Below are 24740 nucleotides of genomic sequence, written 5' to 3'. Positions count from 1 at the left end.
TAACAGCCTTGTTAGGGATCGCGCCGCCGGCCGGATGCCGGCCGGTGCGGACGGATCAGAAGTCGCGTTCGATCCGCAGCACCCCGATGGTCGTGGCGAGAGCGTCGTACTGCGTGACCAGCAGGCAGAACTCGATAAGCCTGCGGTCGTCGTAGAACTGCACGAGCGACGCCCACGTCTCGTCGGACAGATTCTTCGTCGCCATGAGTTCGTCGACGGCGAGCAGAAGTGCGCGATGCCTCGCCTGCCAGCCGGGAGCATCGGGTCCGGCGACGATACGCTCGCGCACCTCGTCGGTGATGCCGGCACGGCGACCCAGGCGGGTGTGGTGGTCGAATTCGTAACCGCACTCGCGCAGATGCGCGACGCGCAGGATGACCATCTCCGATTCGAACCGGCCGAGACGGCCGAACGGCATGAGCATGCCGGCGTAGTGCAACCACCCGCGGAACAGTCGTCCGGTGCGGCCGAGGGTGCTGAACAGGTGGGCATCAGAGGTGCCGCCGGCGGCGGACAGGGCCTTCCATGTCACCCAGTTGATCGGGCCGAGTTCCTTGAAACGTCCGGGCGGGATGCGGGGTGTCATGAGCGCCAGTGTGCCGCACCGGACCCGTCCGGTCACGTGACACGACCGGAAGTCAGTCTCGGACGGCGCGGGCCATCCGGGCGAAGGCGCGTGCCTCCTCGGCCCGGCGCACGACCACCGATCGCGAAGTGTCGATGTGGGCGAGCAGCAGATCGTGGGCGTCGTCGAGCTTGTCGGCGAGGACCAGCTCGGCGACCTCGATGTGCTCGTCGACGGTCGCGACGATGCGGTCGGGGGTCAGATAGTCGAACATCCGCACCGGGCGCACCTTCGCGTTCACCGAGGCCAGCGCGTCGCACAGCGCACGGTTGCCGGAGGCGGCGAGCAGCGTCATGTGAAAGCGCTCGTCGAGCGTGACGAACCCGGCGTCGGGTTCGGGCGGCTCCTCGCGGATCTCGTACCAGCGGTCGAGTTCGGGACCGAGGACGTCGGGATCGTGCCGCACCGACTCGCCGTCGAGCGCGCGTCGGATCCCGCGCAGCTCCAAGGTGGTCCGCAGCTCGTACAGGTCGGCGAGGTCGTCGAAGCGCGGACGGTAGGGGTACAGTCCCTGGTCGCGGCGTTCGACGAGTCCGTCGGAGACCAGTCGGGCGAGGGCCTCGCGCACCGGCGTGCGCGACACCCCGTACTGCTCGGCGAGGCGTTCTTCACTGAGTCGTTCGTCGGGGGAGGGGGTCCCGGACATCAGACGATCGCGCAGGGCCTTGTAGACCCTCTCGCGCCGTGTGTCGGCGGCCATCAGATCGCCATCGCCGCACGGACGGTGGAGGCGGCGTCGACACCACCGTCACCCGTCGAGGTGATGCGCCCGGATTCGAGGACGTAGTAGTGCAGGGCGTTGTCGAGGGCGAAACCGATGTGCTGTTCGACGAGCAGCACCCCGAGGTCGCCGCTGCGGCCGAGTTCGACGATGGTGTTCTCGATCTCGGCGACCACCGACGGCTGGATGCCCTCGGTGGGCTCGTCGAGGATGAGCATGCGCGGCTCGGTGATCAGGGCGCGGGCGATGGCGAGCTGCTGGCGCTGACCACCGGAGAGCAGGCCGGCCCGCCGGTCCAGCAGCGGGACGAGGGCGGGGAACAGATCGAGCATGTCGGCGACCAGCTGCCGGCCGTTGCGTCGCGTGTCGGCGACGACCTGCAGGTTCTCACGGCAGGTGAGCTGCCCGAAGGACTGCTGCCCCTGTGGGACGTAGGCCAGACCGCGGGCGACCCGCGCGGACGGTCGCAGCGACGTGATGTCCTCACCGTCGAAGAGGATCTTCCCCTTCGTGACGGGCAGCAGGCCGACGGCGGCGCGCAGTAGCGTGGTCTTGCCGGCGCCGTTGTGGCCCATGACCGCGACGGTCTTCCCGGTCGGGACGGTGAGGGAGATGCCGTGCAGGATCTCGGTGCGACCGTAACCGGCGCGGACGTCGACGAGTTCGAGCATCATGCCTCCTGGGGAGCGGTGGCGGTCCCGAGGTAGACCTCCTGGACCTGCGGGTCGTTCTGGACCTGGTCGACGGTGCCGTCGGCGATGACCTTGCCGCGGGCGAGGACGGTGACAGAGGTGGCGAAGGCGCGCATGAAGTCCATGTCGTGCTCCACGACGACCACCGTGCGCTGCGCACCGATGCGGCGCAGCAGCTGCCCGGTCTCCTCGCGTTCGTCGTGGCTCATGCCGGCGACGGGTTCGTCGAGGAGCAGCACGTCGGCGTTCTGCACGAGCAGCATGCCGATCTCGAGCCACTGCTTCTGCCCGTGGGCGAGGATGCCCGCGGGGGTGTCGCGGTGGGTGGTCAGGCCGATCGTCTCGAGCGCTTCCTCGATCTCGGGCAGCACGTCCCTGCGGCGACGCAACAACTGCCACGGGGAGCGGCCCGCCCCGGCGGCGATGTCGAGGTTCTGCAGGACCGACAGCTCCTCGAAGACCGAGGCGGTCTGGAAGGTACGGCCCACGCCGAGGCGCGCGATCTTGTGGGTCTTCTTGCCGAGCAGTTCGACGCCCGACTTGGTGATCGAGCCGGTTGCCGGGACCAGGCCGGTGACGGCGTCGACGAGGGTCGTCTTGCCGGCGCCGTTGGGGCCGATGAGGAACCGCAGGTCGCCCTGGAGGAGGGTGAGGTCGACGCCGTCGACGGCGGTGAAGCCGTCGAAGGTGACACGCAGGTCGCGGATCTCGAGGTAGTCGCTGCTCATTCCGGCGTTGCCGCCGTAGACGGGTTTGCTCATCGCACGGGCTCCATCTCGGGAAGGTCGGCGGGCTCGGGTTCGGCCGGCGGTGTGGGTTCCGCCGGGGTGGCGCGGCGGCGCCGGCGGAGCAGGGTGATCACCCCGGCGAGGCCGGCGGGGAAGAAGCCGACGACGACGATGAACAGCAGGCCCTGCGCGTAGGTCCAGGCAGAGGGGAAGTTCTCCGACAGGGTGGTCTGTGCCCACGCCACGCCCACCGCGCCGAGGACCGGGCCGAGCAGCGTGGTGCGTCCGCCGATGGCGACACCGATGAGGAACGCGATGGACGGGACGATGCCGACGTCGGCGGGGGAGATGATGCCGACGATGGGCACGAACATCGCACCGGCGATGCCGGCGAAGAAGGCGGCGACGGTGTAGGCGGCCACCTTGATCAGGGCGGGGTCGTAGCCCAGGAAGCGGACCCGCTCCTCCTGGTCGCGGACCGCGACGAGCAGTTCGCCGTAGCGGGACTGCATGAGCTGGCGGGTCGCGGCGACGACGAGCAGCAGGATCGCGGCGACGATGAAGAACAGCATCCGCTTGTTGACCGGATCGGACAGGTCGTAGCCGAAGAAGGTGCGGAAACGGTTGAGACCGTTGGACCCTCCGGTGGACTGCTGGCCGACGAGGAGGATCGCGAAGGCCGCGGCCAGTGCCTGGGAGAGGATGGCGAAGTAGGCGCCCTTGACGCGGCGGGCGAACACACCGAAGCCGAGCAGGGCGGCGATCAGGGCCGGCACGATCAGGATCGCCAGCAGCGTGACGGCGGGGGAGGCGAACGGCACCCAGTAGGCGGGTAGTTCGCGGATGCCCGCGATCTGCATGAAGTCGGGGACCGTGTCGCCGCGGAGTTCGGCGTCGGAGATCTTCAGGTGCATCGCCATGATGTAGGCGCCGAGGCCGAAGAAGACACCCTGGCCGAGGGTGAGCATGCCACCGCGACCCCAGGCCAGGCCGATGCCGACGGCGACGATCGCGAAGCACAGGAACTTGCCGAGCAGGCCGAGACGGAAATCGGAGAGGACGGCGGGGGCGAGACCGAACAGGACGATCGCGGCGATCGCGAATCCGCTTGCTGTGCGTACGGGTCCGGGTTTCGTGAAGTTGCGGACCGGGAATGTCGACGACATCAGACCAGGCTCCTCGTCTTGACGGCGAACAGGCCCTGCGGACGGACCTGCAGGAAGATCACGATGAGCACGAACACGATGACCTTCGCGATCGACGCGGTCGTGGAGTACTCGATGAACGAATTGAGCAGGCCCAGTGCGACGGCCGCGAGCACCGCGCCTTCGATGCGGCCGAGACCGCCGATGACGACCACGAGGAAGGCGTCGATGAGGTAGGACTGGCCGATCGTCGGGCTGGTCGAGCCGATGAGTGTCAGGGCCACACCGGCGAGGCCGGCGAGTCCGGAGCCGAGGAAGAAGGTCGTGATGTCGGTGCGGCGCGACGAGATGCCCACCGTCTCGGCGAGATCGCGGTTCTGCACGACGGCGCGGATCCGTCGTCCCATCGGCGTGTACTTCATCGACGCGATCAGGGCGACCACGCAGACCACGGCGAGGGCGAGGATGAACAGGCGGGTCTTCGGGACGACGGCCCCGAAGATCTCCACGCCGCCGGAGAGCCAGGACGGTGCGACGACGTTGACGGCGGGAGCGCCGAAGATGTCGCGGGCGGCCTGCTGGAGCAGCAGGCCCACACCGAAGGTGACCAGCAGGGTGTCGAGCGGGCGGTGGTACATGCGGCGGATGAGGGTGACCTCGAGGATCACGCCCATCACGCCGCCCACCAGGAAACCGACGAGGAGGGAGACGAACAGGGACACCCCGGCCGACGAGATCACCTGCTGTACGACGAACGCCGTGTAGCTGCCGGCCATGATGAATTCGCCGTGGGCCATGTTGATCACGCCCATCTGGCCGAACGTCAGCGACAGCCCCAGCGCTGCCAGCAACAGGATCGATCCGATACTCAATCCTGTGAAGAGCTGCCCTACAAGGACATCCATGTCGTCTCCCTCTTCGGCTTCCGCGCTCAGTTACCGGACAGGCCCGACGCCCAGTCGTAGGACTCGAGGTACGGGTCGGGCTCGATGGCGCCGTCGGACTCCCAGATGGTGTAGATCAGGCCGTCGCCACGGATCTCACCGATGCGGGCGGTCTTGGTGATGTGGTGGTTGTCGCCGTCGATGGTCACGGTGCCCTCGGGGGCGTCGAAGGTCACGCCGTCGGCGGCTTCGATGACGTCGTCGACCTCGAAGGACTCGGCCTTCTCGACGGTGTTCTTCCACAGGTAGACCGAGGTGTAGGCGGCTTCCATGGGATCGGAGGTCGGCTTGTTCGCGCCGTACTTCGCCTTGTACGCCTCGACGAAGGAGGTGTTCTCGGGGGAGTCGACGGTCTGGTAGTAGTTCCACGCGGTGAGCTGGCCCTCGATGTTCTGTGCACCGATGCCACCCACTTCCTCCTCGGCGATGGACACCGACACGACCGGCATATCCTTCGCGTTGAGGCCGGCGTTGGTGTACTCGCGGAAGAATGCGACGTTGGAGTCGCCGTTGAGGGTGTTGAACACCGCGTCGGCGTCGGCGGTGCGCACCTTGTTGACGATGGTGGAGAAGTCGGTGGAGCCGAGCGGGGTGTAGTCCTCGCCCTTGATCTCGATGCCGTTGGCCTCGGCGTACGCCTTGATGATGCGGTTGGCGGTCTGCGGGAAGACGTAGTCGCTACCGACGAGGTAGAGCGACTTCACGCCCTGTTCCTTCAGGTAGTCCAGGGCGGGCACGATCTGCTGGTTGGTGGTCGCGCCGGTGTAGAAGATGTTCGACGACGACTCGAGGCCCTCGTACTGGACGGGGTAGTACAGCAGCGCGTTGCGGTCCTCGAAGACCGGCAGCATCGCCTTGCGGCTCGACGACGTCCAGCCGCCGAACACCGCTGCGACGCAGTCGGATCCGATGAGCTTCTCGGCCTTCTCCGCGAACACCGTCGGCTCGGATGCGCCGTCCTCGGAGACGATCTCGATCTGTTTGCCGAGCACACCGCCGTCGGAGTTGATCTCCTCGACGGCCAGCGCGATCGAGTCGCGGACGGTGACCTCGGAGATGGCCATCGTGCCCGACAGGGAGTTGAGCGAGCCGACCTTGATGGTGTCGCCCGAGGTGTCGACGCACGACGCAGCACCGGAGGCGGTCGTGCTGCCCTCGTCACCCGCGCGGCTTCCGCAGGCGGACAGCACGAGTCCGACTGCGACGAGTGCTGCGGGGGCCGCGATGGCGCGGGTGGCGAGCCTGGACCTGACAACAGACATGTAGAGCCCTTCCTTCGAAGGTGTGGCCGGAGAGGACCCCGGTGTATCCGGGAGGCGTATACAGCGCTGTATCCGTGAGGCCACAGTAGAAGGGAGTTGTTGCGCGGGAATATCTTCCGGTCACGGTCTCGTGACACAGATTTCGCGGGTGTTACAAAGTGCGCACAAGCAGCAGCTACGGACTTCGCCATCCGCTACGGCAATTTGCGGTAGCGGATAGCTGAAGGTGTAGCGAACTGTTTGTCCACAGGGGCCGGGATCATCCACAGGCGACGCGAATACCGGTGTTCGCACCGGATCTGCGTCACGACGATCGGGCACGGTGGTCCGCATGCGACCGACGCCTTTCCTGCGGACCACCGCTCTCGCCTCCGGGATGACCGACTCCGAAATCCGTCGTGCAGTACGCGCCGGCGAACTCGAGCGACTCGAACCCGGCATCTACCTCCACAGCGACGACTCCCTCGACGAACTCGATCGCTATCGCGTGCGCGTGCGATCCGTCGGGGCAGTGCTCGCGCCCGGCACAGTGGTCAGCCACGAGTCTGCCGCAGTCCTGTACGGGCTCGCCCTGTGGAAGCCCGATCTCACGCGGGTCCACGTCACTCGCGACAGATCGGGTGGCGGTCGGAGGGACGCGAACCGTCACCTGCACGTCGCCCCTCTTCGTCCTCACGATCTGTCGGAGGTCGCGGGCATACCGTGCACCTCGCTCGCCCGGACCGTCGTGGACCTCGCCTGCACACTCGACTTCGACGAAGCAGTGATCGCCGGTGATTGCGCTGCGGCTCTCGATGCGGAGTTCGGCTCCGCGCTGCTGTGCTGTCTCGACGAGTCCGGGCCGCGTCGAGGTATCGCTGCCGCGCGACGCGTGGCTGCATTTCTCGACGGTCGCAGCGAGAGTCCGGGGGAGTCGTTGAGTCGCATCCGGATGCATCAGGCCGGCATGCCCGCACCGACGCTCCAGAAGGAGATACGAACACCCGACGGGCAGTTCGTCGCCCGGGTCGACTTCCTCTGGGAGGACGAAGGAGTCGTCGGTGAGTTCGACGGGATGGGCAAGTACGACGAGGGAGGTGTCGAGGCCCTGCGGAACGAGAAGCGACGGGAGGACGCCTTGCGCGACCTCGGCTTCGAAGTGGTCAGGTGGACGTGGCCCGAACTGTTCCGGTTCGACGTCGTCCGCGCTCGCTTCGACCGTGCCGTCGTCCGTGCGCGGCGGTAACCGCTACCTTCTCGGCCATCCGCTACAGCGAATCGCGGTAGCTGATGGCAAAACCTGTAGCTGATGCGTCAGGCGGGGTCGAGGACCGAGCCCATCACGCGCTCGACTGCGATCTCGATGACGACGCGGCGGGGGTTGGGGCGGGGTTCGCGGTAGCGGGCGGCGTAGCGACGCTCGCCCTCGCGGACGTCGGCCGGCTCGCGGGTCACGCGGGCCGGGCCCTCGAGGGTGAGCCAGCGACCGCCGTCGACCTGGCTGACGACGGCGTAACCCCCGCGTTCGACGTTGAGGGTCTTCTGGGAGCCCTCGAAGGTGATGACGCGGGCGAGGCCGGCCTCGCCGTCCCACGTGAACCCGACGGCGACGACGTGCGGCGAGCCGTCCTTGCGAAGGGTCGTGAGCGTCGCGAGGTGGTACTCGGACAGGAACTCGAGTGCCTTCGCGCCTATCGCGTCGGGGGTGCGTGCCATGCGACGAGCCTACCGACGCTCAACGCACCAGATACGGCGAGACCGACGAGCGGTGCTCGTTGATGTCGATCTCCTTGCCCAGCGGCGGGAAGGCACGCTGCGGGCAGTTCATGCGCTCGCACACGCGGCAACCCGAGCCGATCGGCGTGCCGGGGTTGGACTCGTCGAGGTCGAGACCGTCGGCGTAGACGAGGCGATGCGCGTGCCGCAGTTCGCAGCCGAGACCGATCGCGAAGGTCTTCGACGGCTGACCGTAGCGTGCGGCGCGACGCTCGACCGTGCGCGCGACCCACAGATAGCGACGACCGTCGGGCATCTGTGCGATCTGCGTCATGATCTTGCCGGGATAGGCGAAGGTCTCGTAGACGTTCCACAGCGGGCACGTGCCGCCACTGGTGGAGAAGTGGAAACCGGTGGCGGACTGTCGCTTCGACATGTTCCCCGCGCGGTCGACGCGCACGAACGAGAACGGGACGCCCCGCAGCTTCGGACGTTGCAGAGTCGACAAACGGTGCGCGATCGTCTCGTAGCTGACGCCGTAGAAGGCCGACAGACGCTCGACGTCGTAGCGGAAGTCCTCGGCGATCTCGTGGAACTGTGTGTACGGCAGGATCAGTGCGGCCGCCCAGTAGTTGGCGAGCCCGAGCCGGGCCAACGCCCGCGAGGCGTCGCTCGTGAACGAACCCTCCGCAACGAGGCGGTCGATGAGCTCCCCGCACTCCAGGTACGCGAGTTCGATGGCCAGCTTGAAGACCTGCTGCCCACCGGACAGCTGCGGCGCGACTTCGAGGACACGGGTCTCGGGGTCGTAGCGGTGCAGGATGTTCTCGCCCAGATCGATGCGCTTGACGATCTGCACGTCGTGGACCGTCGCCATGCGGCGGGCGATCTCGCCGCCGACGTCGCCGCGGTGGAACCGGATGCGATCGGCCAGCTCCTCTGCCGCGGTGTCGAGATCGTGCAGGTAGTTCTGCCGCTGGTAGAAGTAGTCGCGCACCTCTTCGTGCGGCATGGTGATCGCCCCGCTGCCGCTGCCGTCGCTGTACCTCTCCTCGGTCGCGACGGCGAGCTGCGCGGTGGTGTTGCGGAAGCGCCGATGGAGATTGACCATTGCGCGCGCCAGAGTGGGATGGGCTGCGACCATCTCGGCGATCTCCTGCGCGTCGGCCTCGATGCCCATCTCCTGATCGAGCGCGACCTCCCGCATCTCCGCGATCAGACGGGTGTCGTCCTGCGAGGAGAAGAAGGTGGCGTCCACCCCGAAGACCTCGCTGATGCGCAGCAGGACGGGCACGGTCAGGGGCCGGACGTCGTGCTCGATCTGGTTGAGATAACTTGCCGAGATCTCGAGGGTCTTGGCGAGCGCAGCCTGGCTGAGTCCTCGCTCGGTGCGTAGCTGCCGCAACCGGGCGCCTACATAGGTCTTGGCCATTCGCCCAGGGTAGAACTGCCTCGCAGCCTTCGCAAGGTGGCGTTCGCAGCGTGTTAATCGACGGGCACCGGTGGAGCCTCGAGACCGAACCACGAGCCCGGCGCGAACGCTTCGAAGTGGATCGACCCCGGGGACAGGCCCGACGCGACGAGATCGGAGCGGATCGCACGCATGAACGGGATCGGACCGCACACGTAGGTGCGGGCGTCGCCCGGAATCGTCAGCCCGGACAGGGGAGTTCGCCCGTCGCTGCGGATCTCGTCGTACTCGGTGTAGCGCACGTGCAGCCGGGCGTCCGGCAACGAGTCGACCAGGATGCCGATCTCGGTCCGGTGCGGTTGCTCGTAAGGGGTGCGGTCGATGTGGACGACGTCGACGCTCCGGCCGTCGCCTCGGGACTGCATGTCGCGCAGCGCCGCGACGGTCATCGTCACGCCCACGCCCGCCGAGACGAGCAGCAGCGGTTCGCTGCCCCGATCGACCACGACGCTGCCGAAGGGCGGCGACACGAGGAGGTGATCGCCGACGCGCAGGCCGTCGCAGAGCACGGGGGAGACGAGTCCGCCCGGCACGCGCTTGACGGTGACGGCCCACTCGCCGCTCACCCTGCCGGGGAACACGGTGTACTGGCGGATCTGCTCGGAGCCGTCGGACAGCGCGACCCGCACCGAGATGTACTGGCCGGGAAGGAAGGCCGGCAGCGGTTCACCGTCGATGGAACGGAGGTGGAGGGTGGCCGCGTGCGCGCCGTCGTACTCGTGCTCGGTGACGACCACGCGACGCCAGATGTCGCCGGGCGCCACACCGGCCCGCCGGTACAGCTCCGTCTCCTGCTCGACGAGCGAGTTCGCCATCAGCGTGTACACCTCGTGCCAGGCCACGGCGACCTGCGGTGTGACGGCGTCACCGAGGACCTCGGCGATCGCGGCGAACAGGTGCGTCCGCACGATCCCGTAGTGCGCTGCCTGCACACCGAGGGACGCGTGCTTGGCGGCGATCCGCTCCATGATGGGGTCGATGTCGGTCGGTGCATGGGTGACCAGCAGTGATGCGAAGGCGGCGACCGAGTCGGCGAGTGCCCGTTGCTGGGTCCCGTTCGCCTGGTTGGTGCGGTTGAAGGTGTCCCGCAGCGACGGGACGGCCCGGAAGAGCCGGTTGTAGAAGACACGTGAGATCGTGCCGATCTCGGCGCCGACCACCGGCAGGGTCGCTTCGACGATCGACCGCGACGTACTCGAGAGAATGTCGACTCCTCGTGTTCGGGGGGCTGTTCGGCGGGGCCCGACACACGAAGGCACTACGACGCGCCGGCCCCGATCCGGCCCGAGACATGTTACGGGTGGGATTCGAGAGGTCAATGGGGATCACAGCGGGCGGTCGGCTCCTGTGAAGGCAGTCACAGGCAGGTGTCCGATCCGTCCCGCACTGGGTGATTCGGCGGGGTGGGGTGTTTCGGCGCGGGGGCCGGGTGGTAGCGGCAAAAGCCGAGGTAGTTGCTACTCGCGGGTAATAAACCTGTGTCCGATTCGGGTAGTTGGACCGACCATCGATTAGCAATCTTCGCAATGCCTGCAACGAAAATAGCCGAGATTGGCATTAGCAACAGGTAGACGGGCTTTTTGGTCTGTGTCATTGTCGTTCTTGTACATCCGAACGGCACGCAAAGGATGTGAAGTCGTACACGCGTACTGCTTCATCCCGAGCGGGGCAGATCTAGAGAGTGGAGATTTGATGTCGACCACCGGCACCCCGAGGACTGCAGAAGAGATCCAGAAGGATTGGGACACCAATCCGCGCTGGAAGGGGATCACCCGCAACTACACCGCCGAGCAGGTCGCCAAGCTGCAGGGCAATGTCGTCGAGGAGGCCACCCTCGCCCGCCGCGGTTCCGAGATCCTGTGGGACCTCGTCAACAACGAGGACTACATCAACTCGCTGGGCGCCCTCACCGGTAACCAGGCGGTCCAGCAGGTCCGCGCCGGCCTGAAGGCCATCTACCTCTCCGGTTGGCAGGTCGCAGGCGACGCCAACCTGTCCGGCCACACCTACCCGGACCAGTCGCTGTACCCGGCGAACTCGGTTCCGCAGGTCGTCCGCCGCATCAACAACGCGCTGCTGCGCGCCGACGAGATCGCCAAGGTCGAGGGCGACACCTCCGTCGACAACTGGCTCGCTCCGATCGTCGCCGACGGTGAGGCCGGCTTCGGTGGTGCCCTCAACGTCTACGAGCTGCAGAAGGCCATGATCGCGGCCGGCGTCGCCGGTTCGCACTGGGAGGACCAGCTCGCGTCGGAGAAGAAGTGCGGCCACCTCGGTGGCAAGGTGCTCATCCCCACGCAGCAGCACATCCGCACCCTGACCTCGGCTCGCCTCGCGGCCGACGTCGCGGACGTTCCGACCGTGGTCATCGCCCGCACCGACGCCGAGGCCGCGACCCTCATCACCTCCGATGTCGACGAGCGCGACCGCCCGTTCATCACCGGTGAGCGCACCGCCGAGGGCTTCTACCACGTCAAGAACGGCATCGAGCCCTGCATCGCCCGTGCGAAGGCCTACGCTCCGTACTCCGACCTCATCTGGATGGAGACCGGTGTTCCGGACCTCGAGGTCGCCAAGAAGTTCGCCGAGGGCGTCCGCAGCGAGTTCCCGGACCAGCTGCTGGCCTACAACTGCTCGCCGTCCTTCAACTGGAAGGCTCACCTGGACGACGCGACCATCGCGAAGTTCCAGAAGGAGCTCGGCGCGATGGGCTTCAAGTTCCAGTTCATCACCCTCGCCGGCTTCCACTCGCTCAACTACGGCATGTTCGACCTGGCCCACGGCTACGCCCGCGAGGGCATGACGGCCTTCGTCGACCTGCAGGAGCGCGAGTTCAAGGCGGCCAAGGAGCGCGGCTTCACCGCTATCAAGCACCAGCGTGAGGTCGGTGCCGGCTACTTCGACACCATCGCCACCACCGTCGATCCCAACACCTCCACGGCTGCCCTGAAGGGCTCCACCGAGGAAGGCCAGTTCCACTAGGAACAAGCGCCACCCCGAGGTCCACCACCCCGCGGCGGGATCCACAGGTCCCCATGTCCTGCCGCGGGGTGCGTGCGTATCCGGAGCAGTTCGAAACGCGCGTACCCGATGGGTCCGCACCTGTACTTCCGGCCTCGGCCACGACCCCCACAACGAGAAGGAGCTGACGTGACCAGCGAAAAGATTCAGCGCGTCGGCGTGATCGGCGCCGGCATCATGGGCGCAGGTATCGCCGAGGTGTGCGCACGCGCTCATGTCGACGTACTGGTGTTCGAGCAGACCCGCGAACTCGCGGCCGCCGGACGCGCCCGCATCCTCCGGTCGCTGGACCGGGGTGTGAGCAGCGGAAAGATCACCGAGCGTGAGCGTGAGCAGGCCGCATGGCGTCTGCGCTTCACCTCCGATCTCGGTGACTTCGCCGATCGGCAGCTCGTCGTGGAGGCCGTCGTCGAGGACGAGAAGCTCAAGAGCGAGATCTTCGCCGAGCTCGACAAGATCGTCACCGATCCCAACGCGGTGCTCGCCTCGAACACCTCGTCGATCCCGATCATGAAGCTCGGTATCGCGACCGGTGCCCCCGAACGTGTCATCGGCATGCACTTCTTCAACCCCGTGCCGGTGCTCCCGCTCGTCGAGCTCGTCACCACTCTGAAGACCAGCCCCACCGTCTCCGAGCGCGCCGAGGCCTTCGCCGCCGACGTACTGGGCAAGCAGGTCGTGCGGTCCTCCGATCGCGCAGGTTTCATTGCCAACGCACTGCTGGTGCCGTACCTGCTCTCGGCGATCCGGATGGTCGAGTCCGGCTTCGCCACCAAGGAGGACATCGACAAGACGATGGTCCTGGGCTGCGCCCACCCGATGGGTCCGCTCGCCCTGACCGACCTCGTCGGTCTGGACACCGTCAAGTCGATCGCCGACTCCATGTACGAGGAGTTCAAGGAGCCCCTGTACTCGGCCCCGCCGCTGCTGCAGCGCATGGTCGAGGCGGGACTCGTCGGCAAGAAGTCGGGCGCCGGCTTCTACGAGTACGCCGACAACGGCCGCACGGTCAAGAAGGCCGGCTAGCCAGGTAGCACCACCGCACACGGCGCCCGTGCCCGGCGACAGTGTTCCAAGCACTGGTCACCGGTGCACGGGCGCGGTGTGCATGAGGGAAAGGTCGACGCCGACATGGCAACTCTCGCCGACGGATACGGATCGAGCATCCTCGGGTACCCGCGCATCGGACCCCGCCGCGAGCTCAAGTTCGCCCTCGAGGCCTACTGGCACGGTGAGGGCACGCGCGACGAACTCGTCGCGGTCGCTCGCGAGCTCCAGGAGAACACCTGGCGCGAGCTCGCAGCCACGGGTCTGACCCAGGTACCCGGCAACACGTTCTCCTACTACGACCACGTCCTGGACAACGCCCTGTTGTTCGGAGCGCTGCCCGACCGGTTCCGTCCGCTGGTCGACGAGCTCGACCCGCTCGATCTGTACTTCACGCTGTGCCGTGGACGCGAGGACTTCCCGCCGCTCGAGCTGGTGCGCTGGTTCGGCAGCAACTACCACTACCGCCAGCCCGAACTCGACGAGAACACCGTCTTCGAGTTGAACTCGGCGGCCGTGCTCGACGAGTTCGAGCGTGCGAAGGCCGAGGGCGTCGAGCTGCGTCCGGTGGTGCTCGGCCCGGCCTCGCTGCTGCTGCTGTCGAAGGTCGCGCCGACGTCGACGAAGGAGGGTTTCCGCACCCTCGACCTGCTCGACGCGCTGCTCCCCGAGTACGAGAAGCTCTTCGAGCAGCTCGCCCGCGCCGGCGCGACCTGCGTGCAGCTCGACGAGCCGTCCTTCACCGAGGACCGCAGCGAGGAGGAGCTCGCAGCCCTCGCGCGTGCCTACGACGTGCTCTCCCACGCTCCGCTGCGGCCGCGTCTGCTCGTGACCGGCCCGTACGGGCATCTCGGTGAGGCGCTGCCGATCCTGGCCGCGTCGAAGATCGAGGCGATCGGCCTGGACCTGGTCGACGGCCGCATCAGCGCGGACGAACTGGCCGCCGTGCCCGGACTGAAGCGCAAGCGCATCTACGCCGGTGTCGTCGACGGCCGCAACGTGTGGAAGGTCGACCGCCACCGCACGCTCGAGTACCTGAAGTCCATCGCCGCGGTCGCACCGGATCTCGTCGTGTCGACCTCGTCCTCGCTGTTGCACGTGCCCTACGACGTGCTCGTCGAGTACGACATCCCCGGCGACGTCGCCGATCGTCTCGCGTTCGCGAAGCAGAAGGTGGGGGAGGTGGTCTCCCTCGCCAAGGCGCTCACCACCGGAGCCGAGGAGCGGTGGCGCAAGCCGCCCGTGTCGGTGCACTTCAAGCAGAAGCACACCGTCCGTGCACGTCTGAACGCGGTCACTCCCGCTCATCGGGTGCGCGCGCCGTACGAGGAGCGCCGCGTCGCGCAGCAGAAGCGCCTGGATCTGCCGCCGGTGCCGACGGCGACGCTGGGGTCGTTCCCTCAGACCGCGGAGATCCGCAGGGCACGAGCAGAACTCGGTCGCGGCCGGATGTCGTACGACGAGTACGTCAAGCGGATCCAGGAGGAGATCGAGTCCACCATCCGTCTGCAGGAGGACATCGGTCTCGACGTCCTCGTCCACGGCGAACACGAACGCAACGACATGGTGCAGTACTTCGCCGAGCTGATGGAGGGCTTCGCCACCACGCACTTCGGCTGGGTGCAGGCCTACGGTTCACGTTGCACGCGACCGCCTATCCTCTACGGCGACATCGTGCGTCCGAAGCCGATGACGGTCGAGTGGATCTCGTTCGCACAGTCGCTGACCGACAAGCCGGTCAAGGGCATGCTCACCGGTCCGGTGACGATGCTGGCGCGTTCCTACGTGCGTCAGGATCAGCCGCTCCACGAGACGGCCGACCAGCTCGCACTGGCCATCCGCGACGAGATCGCCGATCTCGAGCGGGCGGGCATCGCGATCATCCAGGTCGACGAACCGGCCATCCGCGAACTGCTGCCGCTGCGCCAGGACGGGCGTGCCGAATACCTCGACTGGGCCGTCGACGCCTTCCGTCTCGCCACCGGTGGTGCGAAGCCGGAGACGCAGATCCACACGCACCTGACCTATTCGGGTCAGGCCTCGGTGGTCGACGCGATCGAGCGGCTCGACGCCGACGTCACGGCGATCGTGGCGACGCGCTCGATCCGCTGGGTGCTCGAAGCGATCAAGGACCGCGCGCTGTCCCACGGTGTCGGCCCCGGTGTCTACGAGTCGCGGTCGGCCCGGATCCCGGACATCGACGAGCTCGACGAGTTGCTCACCGAAGCGGCGGAATCGGTGGAACTCGACCGGTTGTGGGCCAATCCGGACGGCGGTCTCAAGACCCGTCACCACTGGCAGCTCGAACCGTCGCTGCGCAATCTCGTCGCTGCGGCGCGGCGCTTGCGCCGCCGGGCGGCCCAGCAGTCCGATCAGGCCGGATAGCCGAACCGTATCGACGACGTGCCCCCGCGGGAGTCCCCCGCGGGTGCACGTCGTCGTGAGGCGGAGTAGTTGTGGAGGAATGACGTCCACCACCGGTACGACCACCGTCGCCGCCTACGCCGCCACCGCGCCCGACGCGCCCCTGTCGAAGACCACCGTCGAACGACGTGCGCTCGGTCCGCTCGACGTACTCATCGCCATCGAGTTCGCCGGCATCTGCCATTCCGACATCCACACCGCCCGGAACGAATGGGGCGGGACCAAGTACCCGATCGTGCCGGGTCACGAGATCGTCGGCACCGTCGCCGCCGTCGGTTCCGATGTCACGGAACACGCCGTCGGAGACCGGGTCGGCGTGGGCTGCTTCGTGAACTCCTGTGGCGAATGTGATCCCTGCCGAACAGGATTCGAACAGCACTGCACCAATCGGGTGACGGGGACCTACAACTCCGTCGACCGCGACGGCACCGTCACCCAGGGCGGCTACTCCACGCACATCGTCGTCACAGAACACTTCGTCCTGAGGATTCCCGACGGACTCGACCCGGCCGCCGCGGCACCTCTGCTGTGCGCGGGAATCACCCTGTACTCGCCGCTGAAGCGGTGGAATGCGGGACCGGGCAGCAAGGTCGCGATCATCGGCATGGGCGGTCTCGGACACGTCGGTGTGAAGATCGCTGCAGCGATGGGCGCGGAGGTGACCGTGCTGGGCCACTCGCTGTCGAAGCGGGACGACGGCCTGCGTTTCGGGGCGGTCGACTACCGATCGACCGAGGACGAGTCGACGTTCAAGGAGCTGCGCGGAAAGTTCGACCTGATCCTCAACACCGTCTCGGTCAACCTCGACCTCGACCGCTACCTGTCGTTGCTGCGGCTGCACGGCACCCTCGTCGGCCTCGGCCTGCCCGAGAAGCCGCTGTCGGTGCGGGCGTTCTCGCTCGCGATGAACGATCGTGCGATGGCCGGATCGAATGTCGGCGGCATCCCCGACACGCAGGAGATGCTCGACTTCTGCGCAGAGCACGGCATCGGGGCGGAGATCGAGCTGATCTCCGCGGACCGTATCAACGAAGCATACGACCGTGTGGTCGCCAGTGACGTGCGCTACCGGTTCGTGATCGACGCCTCGACGTTCTGAGCGTGTCGACGTCCCGGGTACGAGTACCCGGGACGTCGACTCCTCAGAAGTTGTCGCCGAGCTGCTCGCGGAGCTGCGCGAGGGTCTTCGTGAGCAGACGCGACACGTGCATCTGCGAGACACCCACGCGCTCGGCGATCTGCGTCTGCGTCATGTTGCCGAAGAAGCGCAGCAGGACGACCGTGCGTTCACGGGCCGGAAGGGCCTCGAGCAGCGGTCGCAGCGCCTCGTGGTTCTCGACCTCGTCGAGCGCGGTGTCGTAGTCGCCGAGGGTGTCGGCGAGGGTGAGCCCGTCGTCGCCGGACGGGGACGACCGGTCGACCGACACCGTCTGGTAGGCGTTGCCGGCCACGAGACCCTGCAGCACCTCCTCCTGATCGATGCCGAGTTCCTCGGCGAGCTCGGAGGCGGTGGGCGCGCGTCCGAGGCGCTGGGAGAGCTCGGAGGTGGCCTTGCTCAGGGACAGATGCAGTTCCTTCATGCGCCTCGGCACACGAACGGCCCAGCCGGCGTCGCGGAAGTGCCGGCGCACCTCACCCATGATCGTGGGGACCGCGAAGGAGACGAAATCCGAGCCGCGTTCGGGGTCGAACCGGTCGACCGCGTTGACCAGGCCCAGACGCGCCACCTGCAGCAGGTCCTCGAAGGCCTCACCACGGCCGTCGAAGCGTCGGGCGATGTGCTCGGCGAGCGGAAGACACCGCTCGACCACTTCGTCGCGGATGCGGACACGACCGGGGTCGTCCTCCTCGAGGGCGAGGAGCGTTCTCAGCGTTTCGGTGACGTCGGCATACTCGTCGCTCGACCTACCCGTGTTGCGCGTCACCGATCGGCGCTGCCTTCGGCGATGGACATGTCTATCGTGGCGCGCGAGTCGTCGCTGGTCACCGAGATGGACTCGGTCAGCGAGTTGAGCACGTGCCATCCGAAGGATCGCGGCTGCCCGATCGCGGATGCGTCGTTCGTCGGGGCAGACAGGCTGATGTGCAGCAGCGGAAGGGCCGCCCGGAAGGAGCAGGCCAGAACCGCGTCCTCGGGAGCGCCCATGATCAGCCGTGTGGCCGCTTCGTCGACGGCGAGCTTCACGTCCGCCACGGTATCGAGGTCGAAGTCGTGCTGCAGCGCGATCGCAGCGGCTACCGCTCGGAGCACTGCGAGCTGATCGGGATGGGCCTCTACTCGGAGTTCGACTACCGGGGGATTGTGGTCGCGTGCCGATTCGATCGACGCGGATTTTGCCATGAGCCTGATGTCTCCAGTACGGGGAGTGGGGGTACGAGCGGGTCGTGTCTGTCTGGTCGTCGGAGAGATTACCCAGATACCGCGAATTCAATCCATCCGCCGTGACCTGGGCGGGGGTTGGCAACACGCCCGGAATGCACGTTCGACGTGTTGAGTGCCGATGGCCGGTGGACTACTGTTGGGGACAGGTTGAGCACACAGCCGAGAACACGGAAGCGCCATCCCTTGCGGGAGGGTTCCGATCGGTCACCGGTTGTGCCTGTCTCGTCGGTCGCGCTTCCTGCAATTTTCGATGTTGGGAAGTGCTATGACCGTTCCTCAGCGAATTGCCGCACAGGTCGATTCCGCCCCTTCCACGTGGTCGGCTCAGCCGATCAGGTCCGACATTCCCGCACAGCGGGTCGTCGGGGCGGAGTTCAGTGCTCAGAAGATCGAACCGGACCTCGTCTGGATCGACGTACGAGGTGAGATCGACATCCGTAACGCACACGCTCTGCACGCGTTCACCCACCGGCAGCTCGAAGAATCCATCCGTATGGTCGTCGATCTCGGAGCAGTCGAATTCTTCGGTGCGGCGGGGTTGTCGGTCTTCGACGATCTCGACGAACGGGCGCGTGCCCTGAATGTCCGCTGGGCCTTGCTGAGTGGGCGGCCGGTGGAACGGCTGCTCCGGGTCGCCGATGCGGCCATCGCCGCCAAGGCCTGCAAGACACGTGAAGCAGCGCTCGCTGCCGTCGCTCCTATGACCTGAGGGACTCGGGGAGAGCCGACTACGCGGCGTGGCACGCAATCCGCTACGCCCCTCCATACCGTTGCCGTTCGGGATACCCGGGCGGCAACGGTTCGTTCGGGGCCACCTCCGATACACCGATCGGCCCGACCTGCCCGTTTCGTCACTTCGAGCCGGGGGAACCCGCTGGTGAACCCGAGGAGGTCGAGATGAGCACGAACGACTGGATTCTGCTGGTGATAGCGGTGGTCGTCGCGTTGGTGGTGCTGGCCGTGCTGGTGTGGACGCTTCGCAACCGGCGTGCCGAGCGACGGCGTGCCGAAGCCGAACGTCTGCGTCGCAGCGTCGAAGAGAACAGGCCCGGTGTCGAACAACGGACCGCGTCGGCAGAACGCACCGAAGCGGAGGCCCGCCGCGTCGCGGCGGAAGCCGAAGCCAAGGCAGCCGAGGCCGAGCGGCTGCGTGCTCGCTCCGAGGACGAACGCCGTACCGCCGAAGCGGCCCGCGCCGAACTCGACGAGCGTCGTCGCCGTGCGGAGGAACTGGATCCCCGTTCCGCAGAGCGTGCCGATCGCGGTGACCACCGCGGGGAATCGGCTCCGGGAACGGCAGGTTCGCCGACGTCGAACTCGGTGCCCGGCGGCGAGGGCCGGATCGGCGATGCCGGCGGGGCGGGTGCGCACCGGAACGATCAGGACTTCCGTCGCTGATCGTTCCGGCGCATGTGCCGAGTTCGACAGGCGCTACTGCACACCGGTCCGTGCGGTCCGGTGTGCAGTACGCCGAACCGGCACACACCGCTCGTAGGCGCGAAGGGTGTCCTCCGCCACGCGATCCCAGGTGTACCGGGCGAGCACGCGGTCGCGTCCGGCGATCCCGAAGGTGGCGCGTGTCGTCGCATCGGAGAGGAGCCGGCGCGCGGCTGCCGCGACGGCCTCGGGGGAACGGGTAGGCACGAGAAGACCGGTGGCGTCGTCGAGCACGGTATCGAGCATTCCTCCGGAAGCGGTCGCGATCACCGGGCGACCACACGACATCGCCTGCAGGGCGAGCATCCCCGACGGATCGTGCCAGGGAGTCGAGACCACGGCGTCGGCGGACAGAAGCAGACCGGGCATCTCGTCCCGACCGACATCGCGTCGGATCCGAACGCGTCCCTGCACACCGCGTACGCGCGCGAGCTTCACGAGACGGGACTTCTCCTGCTCGTCGGATCGACGCGACAGGTACGGGGGAGCGGGATGCGCAGCGATGACGAGTTCGGTATCGGGAATGCCCGCCAGCGCTTCGATGGCGATGTCGAACCCGGAGCCCGGCTCGAGAGGGCCGGCTGCGAGCAGACGATGCTTGCGGGTCCTCGTGGTGTCGGGAGCGGCGGCGGTGCTGTAGTGCGCGGCGTCCACTCCGCTCGGCACGACTGTGGTCCGCGTGCGGGGGAGGCCCATGCGCGCCAGTTCGAACACCTCATCGGAACTCGTCGCGATCATGCGCGTCGCGCCCCGGGCGATGAGTCGCTCCAAGCGGATTCGGTCGCGCGCGGATGCGTCCATCGCCGTCTTCTCCCGGATGCGGTGCTCGACCGTGCCGAGGGAGTGAAAGGTCTGAACCGTGGGAATACCCAGCGAACGGGTGGCGAGCTGGGTGGCCAGACCCGACAGCCAGTAGTGGGCGTGGGTGATGTCCGGTGGCCGCTGACGCCACTCCCGATCCAGAAAGCTCCCGAATTCCCCCATTGCCGAGGCGGTTTCGTCGGGGCGCAGCGGGGACGGCGGTCCTGCCGGTACCTGCACCACCTCGTATCCGCCGGGGGTGGAGATCCGGTCGGGGCCGTCGCGGTCCTCGCGGCGGGTGTAGACCACCACCTCGTGGCCGGCCCCGGCGAGGGCGGAGGACAGTTCGGCCAGGTGGACGTGCAGTCCTTGCGGCGGCGCACCTGCGTGCGCGCCGTAACCGAGCAGGGGATTCACTTGTCCGGCAACCATCGCGATCTTCACCACAGCGGTATTCCCGTGTGTGGTGGGGGATAAACCGGTCACGTCGTGCCGGTACGAACCGAAATACGCTGCTGTCCCGCCTGTTCGTTCGTGTGGGGCCGGTGGCTCCGGCCGCTCCGGGCCGGGACAACCGGGCGCCGGATCAGATGATGGCGCGGGCCGAGACGGTGGCGTAGACGACCATCAGCACCAGCAGTACCCATCCTGCACCCTGCCAGATCGGCCAGCGACCGCCGCGCTTCCAGGTGCGGTAGGCCGTCAGCAGTGCGCCGAGTCCGCCGAGCAGGAGTACGAGTGTGGGTCCGAAGACCAGGATCTGGCGGGCGGGATCGGTGCACACCGCGAATGCGGCGTCGCTGCAGTCCTGTCCGGAATTCGTGCCCCAGAGGATGGCGACGCCCATCACCACGAGAGCGGCGACGATCACGCCCCCTGCGTACATCGTGGCCTTACGGGCCGTGCGGGGGTCGTTCCAACGTTTCTCCACATCCTGGGTCATGGCTCTCCTCACGTCGAAGGGCGCGCGCAGCGACCGCGCGGTGCCGGGCGCGACTCCACCTTCGGGTACCCCCGAGCAGGTCGCTCAATCGAGATGTGCGGTGGGTCGCTCGGCCGGGATCATGTACGCCAGCATGAGAACACCCCTGGCCTGTTCGATGACGGCGCGGGCGTCCGCCAAGGACGACATCGCGGCGTCGACCGCTGCCCGCAGGTCCTCTTCGAGGGCATCGGTCAGGTCGAGATAGAACCCCGACGTGCCGAGAACCGTGCCGTCGTCGTCCACGATGCGATCGCCGATCACGACGACATGCCTGACCGTGCCCCGGTTCGTAGCCGTGCATCCGGCCGACGGAAGCCGACCATTCCCACGAGTCGTCGGGCAGCAGATACCGGAAAACTGCCGACGTGCCGGGAGACGTCGTCGGCGAGGAGCCGGCTCAACACTTCATCCGGGGGGCGAATCGGTCATAAGAATGATTATGCCGCTACTCCCACACGATGTTTCAGACCCCGGAGGTACGGATGAGAGATGTTGCGTCCGTTACGACCGGATCATGTTCCTCGGTGCGTTTGTTCGGTTTCCGTCTCGGGTACTGCTACCCGGCCGGACGGTCCGGCGTGTGGGACGGATCGAGGTGAGATCGTGCGATTGTTGAGTCTCGTGGTCCTGGTCTGGTTGATCATCGGTGCGGTGGCGGCCGGTCAGCGCGGCTACTTCAGCGACTCCGACCAGAACTGCAGCAGTCTCGCGACGGTGGCGGTCACGGTGGTGGCCGGGCCGCTCAACTATGCGGGCATCAATCCCGAGATCGAGTGCGAGGTGCCGCAGCCGAGTCAGTAGGTCTGCATTCCTTCGGGTCTGCAGCTCGTCGAGGTTCAGGGCACGCGGGTCCCTTCCCGGTAAGTGTTGGAGAGGGACCCGCGGTCCGGCTTTCGGTGGCCCGACTTTCGGTGGCCTAGCTTTCGGAGGCCGCGACGTGCGCACCCGAGGTGGCCCGCAGGTCCTCGAGGAAGGTACGCGACCAGCGGGCGACGTCGTGCTCCATGACGTGCGCGTGCATGGTCTTCATTCGCCTCTTCCGTTCGGTGGGGTCCTCCTCGATCGCCTCTACGATCGCGCGCTTGACGCCTTCGAGATCGTGCGGGTTGACGAGGAGGGCGCGACGGAGTTCCGCTGCCGCCCCGGCGAATTCGCTGAGCACCAGTGAACCGCTGCCGTCGCCGTGGCAGGCGACGTACTCCTTGGCGACGAGGTTCATGCCGTCGCGCAGGGGAGTGACCAGCATGACGTCGGCGCCGGCGTACATCGCGAGGAGTTCGTCGCGGTCGACCGAGGCGTGGAGGTAGTGGACGACGGGCGAACCGAGGCGGGCGAACTCGCCGTTGATCCGGCCGACTTCGCGCTCCACCTGGTCGCGGAGTTGTGCGTACGCCGTCAACCGCTCGCGACTCGGCGTGGCCAACTGCACCATCACGACCTTCTCTGGATCGAGGGTGCCTTCGGCGAACAGCTCGTACAGAGCCTCGAGGCGTACGTCGATTCCCTTGGTGTAGTCGAGACGGTCGACGCCGAGCAGCATGACCTCCGGATCGCCCAGATCCCTGCGGATCTCGGCAGCGCGCTCTCGAATGTCCTTGTCTCCGGAACGTTCCCGGAGCTGCGCGGCGTCGATGGAGATCGGGTAGGCGTCGACGCGGACCTGCCGGTCGCCGAGATCGATGGTGCCACCGGACGAGGTCCCGCGCGGTGCCGGAAGTCCGAAGAGCCGGTTGGCGAGGTAGACGAAGTTCTGTGCCCCACCGGGGAGATGGAAACCGACGAGATCGGCGCCGAGCAGACCGTCGACGATCGCCTTCCGCCACGGCAACTGCAGGAACAGCTCGGTGGGCGGGAAGGGGATGTGGAGGAAGAAGCCGATGGTGACGTCGGGCCGGAGCTCGCGCAGCATCCGGGGAACGAGCTGGAGCTGGTAGTCGTGCACCCACACCGTCGCCCCGGGGGCGGCGGCGCGCGCCGCGGCCTCGGCGAATCGCTTGTTGACCGCGCGGTAGGTACGCCACCAGCGGCGATCGAAGGTGGGTGGGATGAGCGCGTCGTGATAGAGCGGCCACAGGGTGTCGTTCGAGAAACCCTCGTAGTACTCCTCGACCTCCTGGGCGGACAACTCCACCGGATACAGCGAGAGTCCGTCCTCCTCGAAGGGTTCGACCGTCACGTCGGGAGTGCCGGGCCAACCGACCCAGGCACCGCCGCTTGACCTCAGGACGGTCTCCATGGCGGTCACCAGACCGCCGGGGCTGCGTCGCCAGACCGGCGGACCGCCGTCGGTCGGCGTCTCCAGATCCACCGGCAAACGGTTGGCGACCACGACGAAATCGTCGGAGTTCGTTTCGTTCATAATCCCGCCTTCTTGAAACTGCCTCACGGCGAACCAATCCCAAATGTTCGAAATCGACTACTTCTTGTTATCAAGGCGGGTAGGTGGCCGCAAACCGCGAGCGCTGCTGTGGGCCGTCGACCAGCGGTTCTTCGGAGATCAGCTTTCGCTCGGGACGGGAGCGGCCGGGTTGTCGAACATTTCGTCGATGCGCTTCTTGATTTCCGCGGTACTGAATCGCACGCCCTGGGGGAGGGCCGCGGAGGGAGAGGTGGTGGCGCCGGTAACGGGGCTCTGCTCGAGCATCGTCGAGGTCCTTTCGACAAGCAGGTGGGGACGGACCGAGACCTCTGCGGTCGCGGTCGGTGAGGGAAAGAGGATCGGCCGGCGTGGTGCGCGGCCCGAGGAACTCAGCTCGCGGGGTTCGCGGCGAAGAGGTCGACGAGTGCCTTGCAGAATGCCGGCAGGTCGCCGGGATTGCGGCTCGAGACGAGGTTGCGATCGACGACCACCTCCTGATCGACGACATTTCCGCCGGCGTTGCGGATATCGGTACGAACGCTCGGGTACGACGTGAGGGTGCGGTCGCGCACCACGTCGGCCTCGACGAGTGTCCACGGCCCGTGACAGATCACCCCGACCGGACGCCCGGAGGTGACGAACTCCCGCACGAACGACACGGCCTTGTCGTCCTGGCGCAGCTGATCGGGATTCGTGGTTCCACCGGGAAGCACCAGGCCGTCGAAGTCGCCGGGGGCTACCTCCGAGACGAGGTGATCGACGGTGTACTTCCCTGCGGCGTTGACGTCCTTCTCCATGGCCTGGATCTCGCCCTGCTCGATCGAGACGAGTCGGACGGTGGCGCCCTCGTCCTCGAGAGCTTTACGCGGCTCGACGAGCTCGACCTCCTCGACTCCGTTCGTCGCGAGAATTGCGACGGTCAGTCCGGACAGTCGTGCCCCATCGGCGGAATTCATGTTCGTGTGTCCTTTCTCGGCTGCTGTCAGAACTACCCGGCTCG

The 24740-nt window shown here is 67.1% G+C and carries 26 protein-coding genes; 8 read left to right on the top strand and 18 right to left on the bottom strand.

Features of this window, described 5'->3' with window-relative positions; translation table 11 throughout:
• Positions 1-55: 55 nt before the first annotated feature.
• The 7 genes from C6Y44_RS19385 to urtA are packed head-to-tail and all read right to left on the bottom strand — an operon-like array spanning position 56 to position 6117.
• Positions 56-586, bottom strand: coding sequence for a carboxymuconolactone decarboxylase family protein (locus tag C6Y44_RS19385; protein ID WP_159417706.1), 531 nt, complete (start codon positions 584-586; stop codon positions 56-58).
• 52 nt (positions 587-638) lie between these two features.
• Complete coding sequence (locus tag C6Y44_RS19380) at positions 639-1325, bottom strand: GntR family transcriptional regulator (RefSeq protein ID WP_039585441.1); 687 nt, start codon at positions 1323-1325, stop codon at positions 639-641.
• Positions 1325-2017 (bottom strand): urea ABC transporter ATP-binding subunit UrtE, encoded by a 693-nt coding sequence (urtE, locus tag C6Y44_RS19375; protein ID WP_159419152.1) that lies wholly within the window; start codon positions 2015-2017, stop codon positions 1325-1327. The genes C6Y44_RS19380 and urtE overlap by 1 nt, the downstream gene beginning before the upstream one ends.
• Positions 2017-2799: an urea ABC transporter ATP-binding protein UrtD gene (gene urtD / locus C6Y44_RS19370; protein ID WP_159417707.1), complete on the bottom strand. Its 783-nt coding sequence runs from the start codon at positions 2797-2799 to the stop codon at positions 2017-2019. Before urtD ends, urtE begins: the two co-directional genes overlap by 1 nt.
• Positions 2796-3932 carry an urea ABC transporter permease subunit UrtC gene (urtC, locus tag C6Y44_RS19365; RefSeq protein WP_159417708.1) on the bottom strand — a complete coding sequence of 379 codons (1137 nt, stop codon included), beginning with the start codon at positions 3930-3932 and terminating at the stop codon, positions 2796-2798. The genes urtD and urtC overlap by 4 nt, the downstream gene beginning before the upstream one ends.
• The gene (gene urtB, locus C6Y44_RS19360) at positions 3932-4816 is read right to left on the bottom strand and encodes an urea ABC transporter permease subunit UrtB (protein WP_016693074.1); all 885 of its coding nucleotides are present in this window, start codon (positions 4814-4816) and stop codon (positions 3932-3934) included. The genes urtC and urtB overlap by 1 nt, the downstream gene beginning before the upstream one ends.
• A gap of 26 nt (positions 4817-4842) precedes the next feature.
• Positions 4843-6117 (bottom strand): urea ABC transporter substrate-binding protein, encoded by a 1275-nt coding sequence (gene urtA / locus C6Y44_RS19355; protein WP_159417709.1) that lies wholly within the window; start codon positions 6115-6117, stop codon positions 4843-4845.
• 331 nt (positions 6118-6448) lie between these two features.
• Here urtA and C6Y44_RS19350 point away from each other — a divergent pair, with 331 nt between their 5' ends.
• Entirely contained in the window at positions 6449-7342 is an 894-nt protein-coding gene (locus tag C6Y44_RS19350) for a type IV toxin-antitoxin system AbiEi family antitoxin domain-containing protein (RefSeq protein WP_225623604.1), read from the top strand.
• 68 nt (positions 7343-7410) lie between these two features.
• On the opposite strand, the gene C6Y44_RS19345 is transcribed toward C6Y44_RS19350, so the two are convergent.
• The 3 genes from C6Y44_RS19345 to C6Y44_RS19335 are packed head-to-tail and all read right to left on the bottom strand — an operon-like array spanning position 7411 to position 10443.
• Positions 7411-7812, bottom strand: coding sequence for a PPOX class F420-dependent oxidoreductase (locus tag C6Y44_RS19345; protein ID WP_120280113.1), 402 nt, complete (start codon positions 7810-7812; stop codon positions 7411-7413).
• Positions 7813-7831: 19 nt separating this feature from the next.
• Positions 7832-9244 (bottom strand): acetate metabolism transcriptional regulator RamB, encoded by a 1413-nt coding sequence (ramB, locus tag C6Y44_RS19340; protein ID WP_120280112.1) that lies wholly within the window; start codon positions 9242-9244, stop codon positions 7832-7834.
• Positions 9245-9297: 53 nt separating this feature from the next.
• Positions 9298-10443 (bottom strand): globin domain-containing protein, encoded by a 1146-nt coding sequence (locus tag C6Y44_RS19335; RefSeq protein WP_254072935.1) that lies wholly within the window; start codon positions 10441-10443, stop codon positions 9298-9300.
• Between the two features lie 532 nt (positions 10444-10975).
• Between C6Y44_RS19335 and aceA the strand changes: the two genes are divergently transcribed.
• From aceA to C6Y44_RS19315, 4 genes are all read left to right on the top strand, one after another.
• Complete coding sequence (gene aceA, locus C6Y44_RS19330; RefSeq protein ID WP_006553580.1) at positions 10976-12265, top strand: isocitrate lyase; 1290 nt, start codon at positions 10976-10978, stop codon at positions 12263-12265.
• Positions 12266-12433: 168 nt separating this feature from the next.
• Positions 12434-13330, top strand: coding sequence for a 3-hydroxybutyryl-CoA dehydrogenase (locus C6Y44_RS19325; RefSeq protein WP_120280111.1), 897 nt, complete (start codon positions 12434-12436; stop codon positions 13328-13330).
• A gap of 105 nt (positions 13331-13435) precedes the next feature.
• The gene (gene metE / locus C6Y44_RS19320) at positions 13436-15736 is read left to right on the top strand and encodes a 5-methyltetrahydropteroyltriglutamate--homocysteine S-methyltransferase (RefSeq protein WP_120283594.1); all 2301 of its coding nucleotides are present in this window, start codon (positions 13436-13438) and stop codon (positions 15734-15736) included.
• A 79-nt stretch (positions 15737-15815) separates the two neighbouring features.
• Positions 15816-16874 (top strand): NAD(P)-dependent alcohol dehydrogenase, encoded by a 1059-nt coding sequence (locus C6Y44_RS19315; protein ID WP_225623602.1) that lies wholly within the window; start codon positions 15816-15818, stop codon positions 16872-16874.
• Positions 16875-16917: 43 nt separating this feature from the next.
• Here the strand turns inward: C6Y44_RS19315 and C6Y44_RS19310 are convergent, their stop codons facing one another.
• On the bottom strand, positions 16918-17700 hold the full coding sequence (locus C6Y44_RS19310) for a SigB/SigF/SigG family RNA polymerase sigma factor (RefSeq protein ID WP_120280109.1): 783 nt from the start codon (positions 17698-17700) through the stop codon (positions 16918-16920).
• The gene (locus C6Y44_RS19305; RefSeq protein ID WP_026061321.1) at positions 17697-18116 is read right to left on the bottom strand and encodes an ATP-binding protein; all 420 of its coding nucleotides are present in this window, start codon (positions 18114-18116) and stop codon (positions 17697-17699) included. The genes C6Y44_RS19310 and C6Y44_RS19305 overlap by 4 nt, the downstream gene beginning before the upstream one ends.
• A gap of 307 nt (positions 18117-18423) precedes the next feature.
• Here C6Y44_RS19305 and C6Y44_RS19300 point away from each other — a divergent pair, with 307 nt between their 5' ends.
• Both C6Y44_RS19300 and C6Y44_RS19295 read left to right on the top strand, forming a co-directional pair.
• A complete protein-coding gene (locus tag C6Y44_RS19300) occupies positions 18424-18867 on the top strand; it encodes an STAS domain-containing protein (RefSeq protein ID WP_159417711.1) in 444 nt (147 codons plus the stop codon).
• Positions 18868-19055: 188 nt separating this feature from the next.
• The gene (locus C6Y44_RS19295; protein ID WP_120280107.1) at positions 19056-19556 is read left to right on the top strand and encodes a hypothetical protein; all 501 of its coding nucleotides are present in this window, start codon (positions 19056-19058) and stop codon (positions 19554-19556) included.
• Positions 19557-19589: 33 nt separating this feature from the next.
• On the opposite strand, the gene C6Y44_RS19290 is transcribed toward C6Y44_RS19295, so the two are convergent.
• The 3 genes from C6Y44_RS19290 to C6Y44_RS19280 form a co-directional block, all read right to left on the bottom strand.
• Positions 19590-20843, bottom strand: coding sequence for a glycosyltransferase (locus tag C6Y44_RS19290; RefSeq protein ID WP_159417712.1), 1254 nt, complete (start codon positions 20841-20843; stop codon positions 19590-19592).
• 139 nt (positions 20844-20982) lie between these two features.
• Positions 20983-21339, bottom strand: coding sequence for a hypothetical protein (locus C6Y44_RS19285; protein ID WP_159417713.1), 357 nt, complete (start codon positions 21337-21339; stop codon positions 20983-20985).
• A gap of 84 nt (positions 21340-21423) precedes the next feature.
• Positions 21424-21642, bottom strand: coding sequence for a hypothetical protein (locus C6Y44_RS19280; RefSeq protein ID WP_159417714.1), 219 nt, complete (start codon positions 21640-21642; stop codon positions 21424-21426).
• Between the two features lie 339 nt (positions 21643-21981).
• On the opposite strand from C6Y44_RS19280, the gene C6Y44_RS19275 reads away from it, so the two are divergent.
• Positions 21982-22182 carry a hypothetical protein gene (locus C6Y44_RS19275; protein WP_159419155.1) on the top strand — a complete coding sequence of 67 codons (201 nt, stop codon included), beginning with the start codon at positions 21982-21984 and terminating at the stop codon, positions 22180-22182.
• A 115-nt stretch (positions 22183-22297) separates the two neighbouring features.
• On the opposite strand, the gene C6Y44_RS19270 is transcribed toward C6Y44_RS19275, so the two are convergent.
• The 3 genes from C6Y44_RS19270 to C6Y44_RS19260 form a co-directional block, all read right to left on the bottom strand.
• Entirely contained in the window at positions 22298-23740 is a 1443-nt protein-coding gene (locus C6Y44_RS19270; RefSeq protein WP_159417715.1) for an alpha,alpha-trehalose-phosphate synthase (UDP-forming), read from the bottom strand.
• 138 nt (positions 23741-23878) lie between these two features.
• Positions 23879-24025: a hypothetical protein gene (locus C6Y44_RS19265; RefSeq protein WP_174246999.1), complete on the bottom strand. Its 147-nt coding sequence runs from the start codon at positions 24023-24025 to the stop codon at positions 23879-23881.
• 104 nt (positions 24026-24129) lie between these two features.
• The gene (locus tag C6Y44_RS19260; RefSeq protein ID WP_120280103.1) at positions 24130-24696 is read right to left on the bottom strand and encodes a type 1 glutamine amidotransferase domain-containing protein; all 567 of its coding nucleotides are present in this window, start codon (positions 24694-24696) and stop codon (positions 24130-24132) included.
• Between the last annotated feature and the right edge of the window lie 44 nt (positions 24697-24740).

This window comes from Rhodococcus rhodochrous, assembly GCF_014854695.1.
GTDB lineage: Bacteria > Actinomycetota > Actinomycetes > Mycobacteriales > Mycobacteriaceae > Rhodococcus.
This window is presented reverse-complemented; position numbering and strand designations above follow the sequence as displayed.

Excerpts from the sequence above, each read along its gene's own strand:
- C6Y44_RS19385 (WP_159417706.1), bottom strand. The coding sequence starts at position 586 with ATGACACCCCGCATCCCGCCCGGACGTTTCAAGGAACTCGGCCCGATC.
- C6Y44_RS19380 (WP_039585441.1), bottom strand. The coding sequence starts at position 1,325 with ATGGCCGCCGACACACGGCGCGAGAGGGTCTACAAGGCCCTGCGCGAT.
- urtE (WP_159419152.1), bottom strand. The coding sequence starts at position 2,017 with ATGCTCGAACTCGTCGACGTCCGCGCCGGTTACGGTCGCACCGAGATC.
- urtD (WP_159417707.1), bottom strand. The coding sequence starts at position 2,799 with ATGAGCAAACCCGTCTACGGCGGCAACGCCGGAATGAGCAGCGACTAC.
- urtC (WP_159417708.1), bottom strand. The coding sequence starts at position 3,932 with ATGTCGTCGACATTCCCGGTCCGCAACTTCACGAAACCCGGACCCGTA.
- urtB (WP_016693074.1), bottom strand. The coding sequence starts at position 4,816 with ATGGATGTCCTTGTAGGGCAGCTCTTCACAGGATTGAGTATCGGATCG.
- urtA (WP_159417709.1), bottom strand. The coding sequence starts at position 6,117 with ATGTCTGTTGTCAGGTCCAGGCTCGCCACCCGCGCCATCGCGGCCCCC.
- C6Y44_RS19350 (WP_225623604.1), top strand. The coding sequence starts at position 6,449 with ATGCGACCGACGCCTTTCCTGCGGACCACCGCTCTCGCCTCCGGGATG.
- C6Y44_RS19345 (WP_120280113.1), bottom strand. The coding sequence starts at position 7,812 with ATGGCACGCACCCCCGACGCGATAGGCGCGAAGGCACTCGAGTTCCTG.
- ramB (WP_120280112.1), bottom strand. The coding sequence starts at position 9,244 with ATGGCCAAGACCTATGTAGGCGCCCGGTTGCGGCAGCTACGCACCGAG.
- aceA (WP_006553580.1), top strand. The coding sequence starts at position 10,976 with ATGTCGACCACCGGCACCCCGAGGACTGCAGAAGAGATCCAGAAGGAT.
- metE (WP_120283594.1), top strand. The coding sequence starts at position 13,436 with ATGGCAACTCTCGCCGACGGATACGGATCGAGCATCCTCGGGTACCCG.
- C6Y44_RS19315 (WP_225623602.1), top strand. The coding sequence starts at position 15,816 with ATGACGTCCACCACCGGTACGACCACCGTCGCCGCCTACGCCGCCACC.
- C6Y44_RS19305 (WP_026061321.1), bottom strand. The coding sequence starts at position 18,116 with ATGGCAAAATCCGCGTCGATCGAATCGGCACGCGACCACAATCCCCCG.
- C6Y44_RS19300 (WP_159417711.1), top strand. The coding sequence starts at position 18,424 with ATGACCGTTCCTCAGCGAATTGCCGCACAGGTCGATTCCGCCCCTTCC.
- C6Y44_RS19295 (WP_120280107.1), top strand. The coding sequence starts at position 19,056 with ATGAGCACGAACGACTGGATTCTGCTGGTGATAGCGGTGGTCGTCGCG.
- C6Y44_RS19285 (WP_159417713.1), bottom strand. The coding sequence starts at position 21,339 with ATGACCCAGGATGTGGAGAAACGTTGGAACGACCCCCGCACGGCCCGT.
- C6Y44_RS19270 (WP_159417715.1), bottom strand. The coding sequence starts at position 23,740 with ATGAACGAAACGAACTCCGACGATTTCGTCGTGGTCGCCAACCGTTTG.
- C6Y44_RS19265 (WP_174246999.1), bottom strand. The coding sequence starts at position 24,025 with ATGCTCGAGCAGAGCCCCGTTACCGGCGCCACCACCTCTCCCTCCGCG.
- C6Y44_RS19260 (WP_120280103.1), bottom strand. The coding sequence starts at position 24,696 with ATGAATTCCGCCGATGGGGCACGACTGTCCGGACTGACCGTCGCAATT.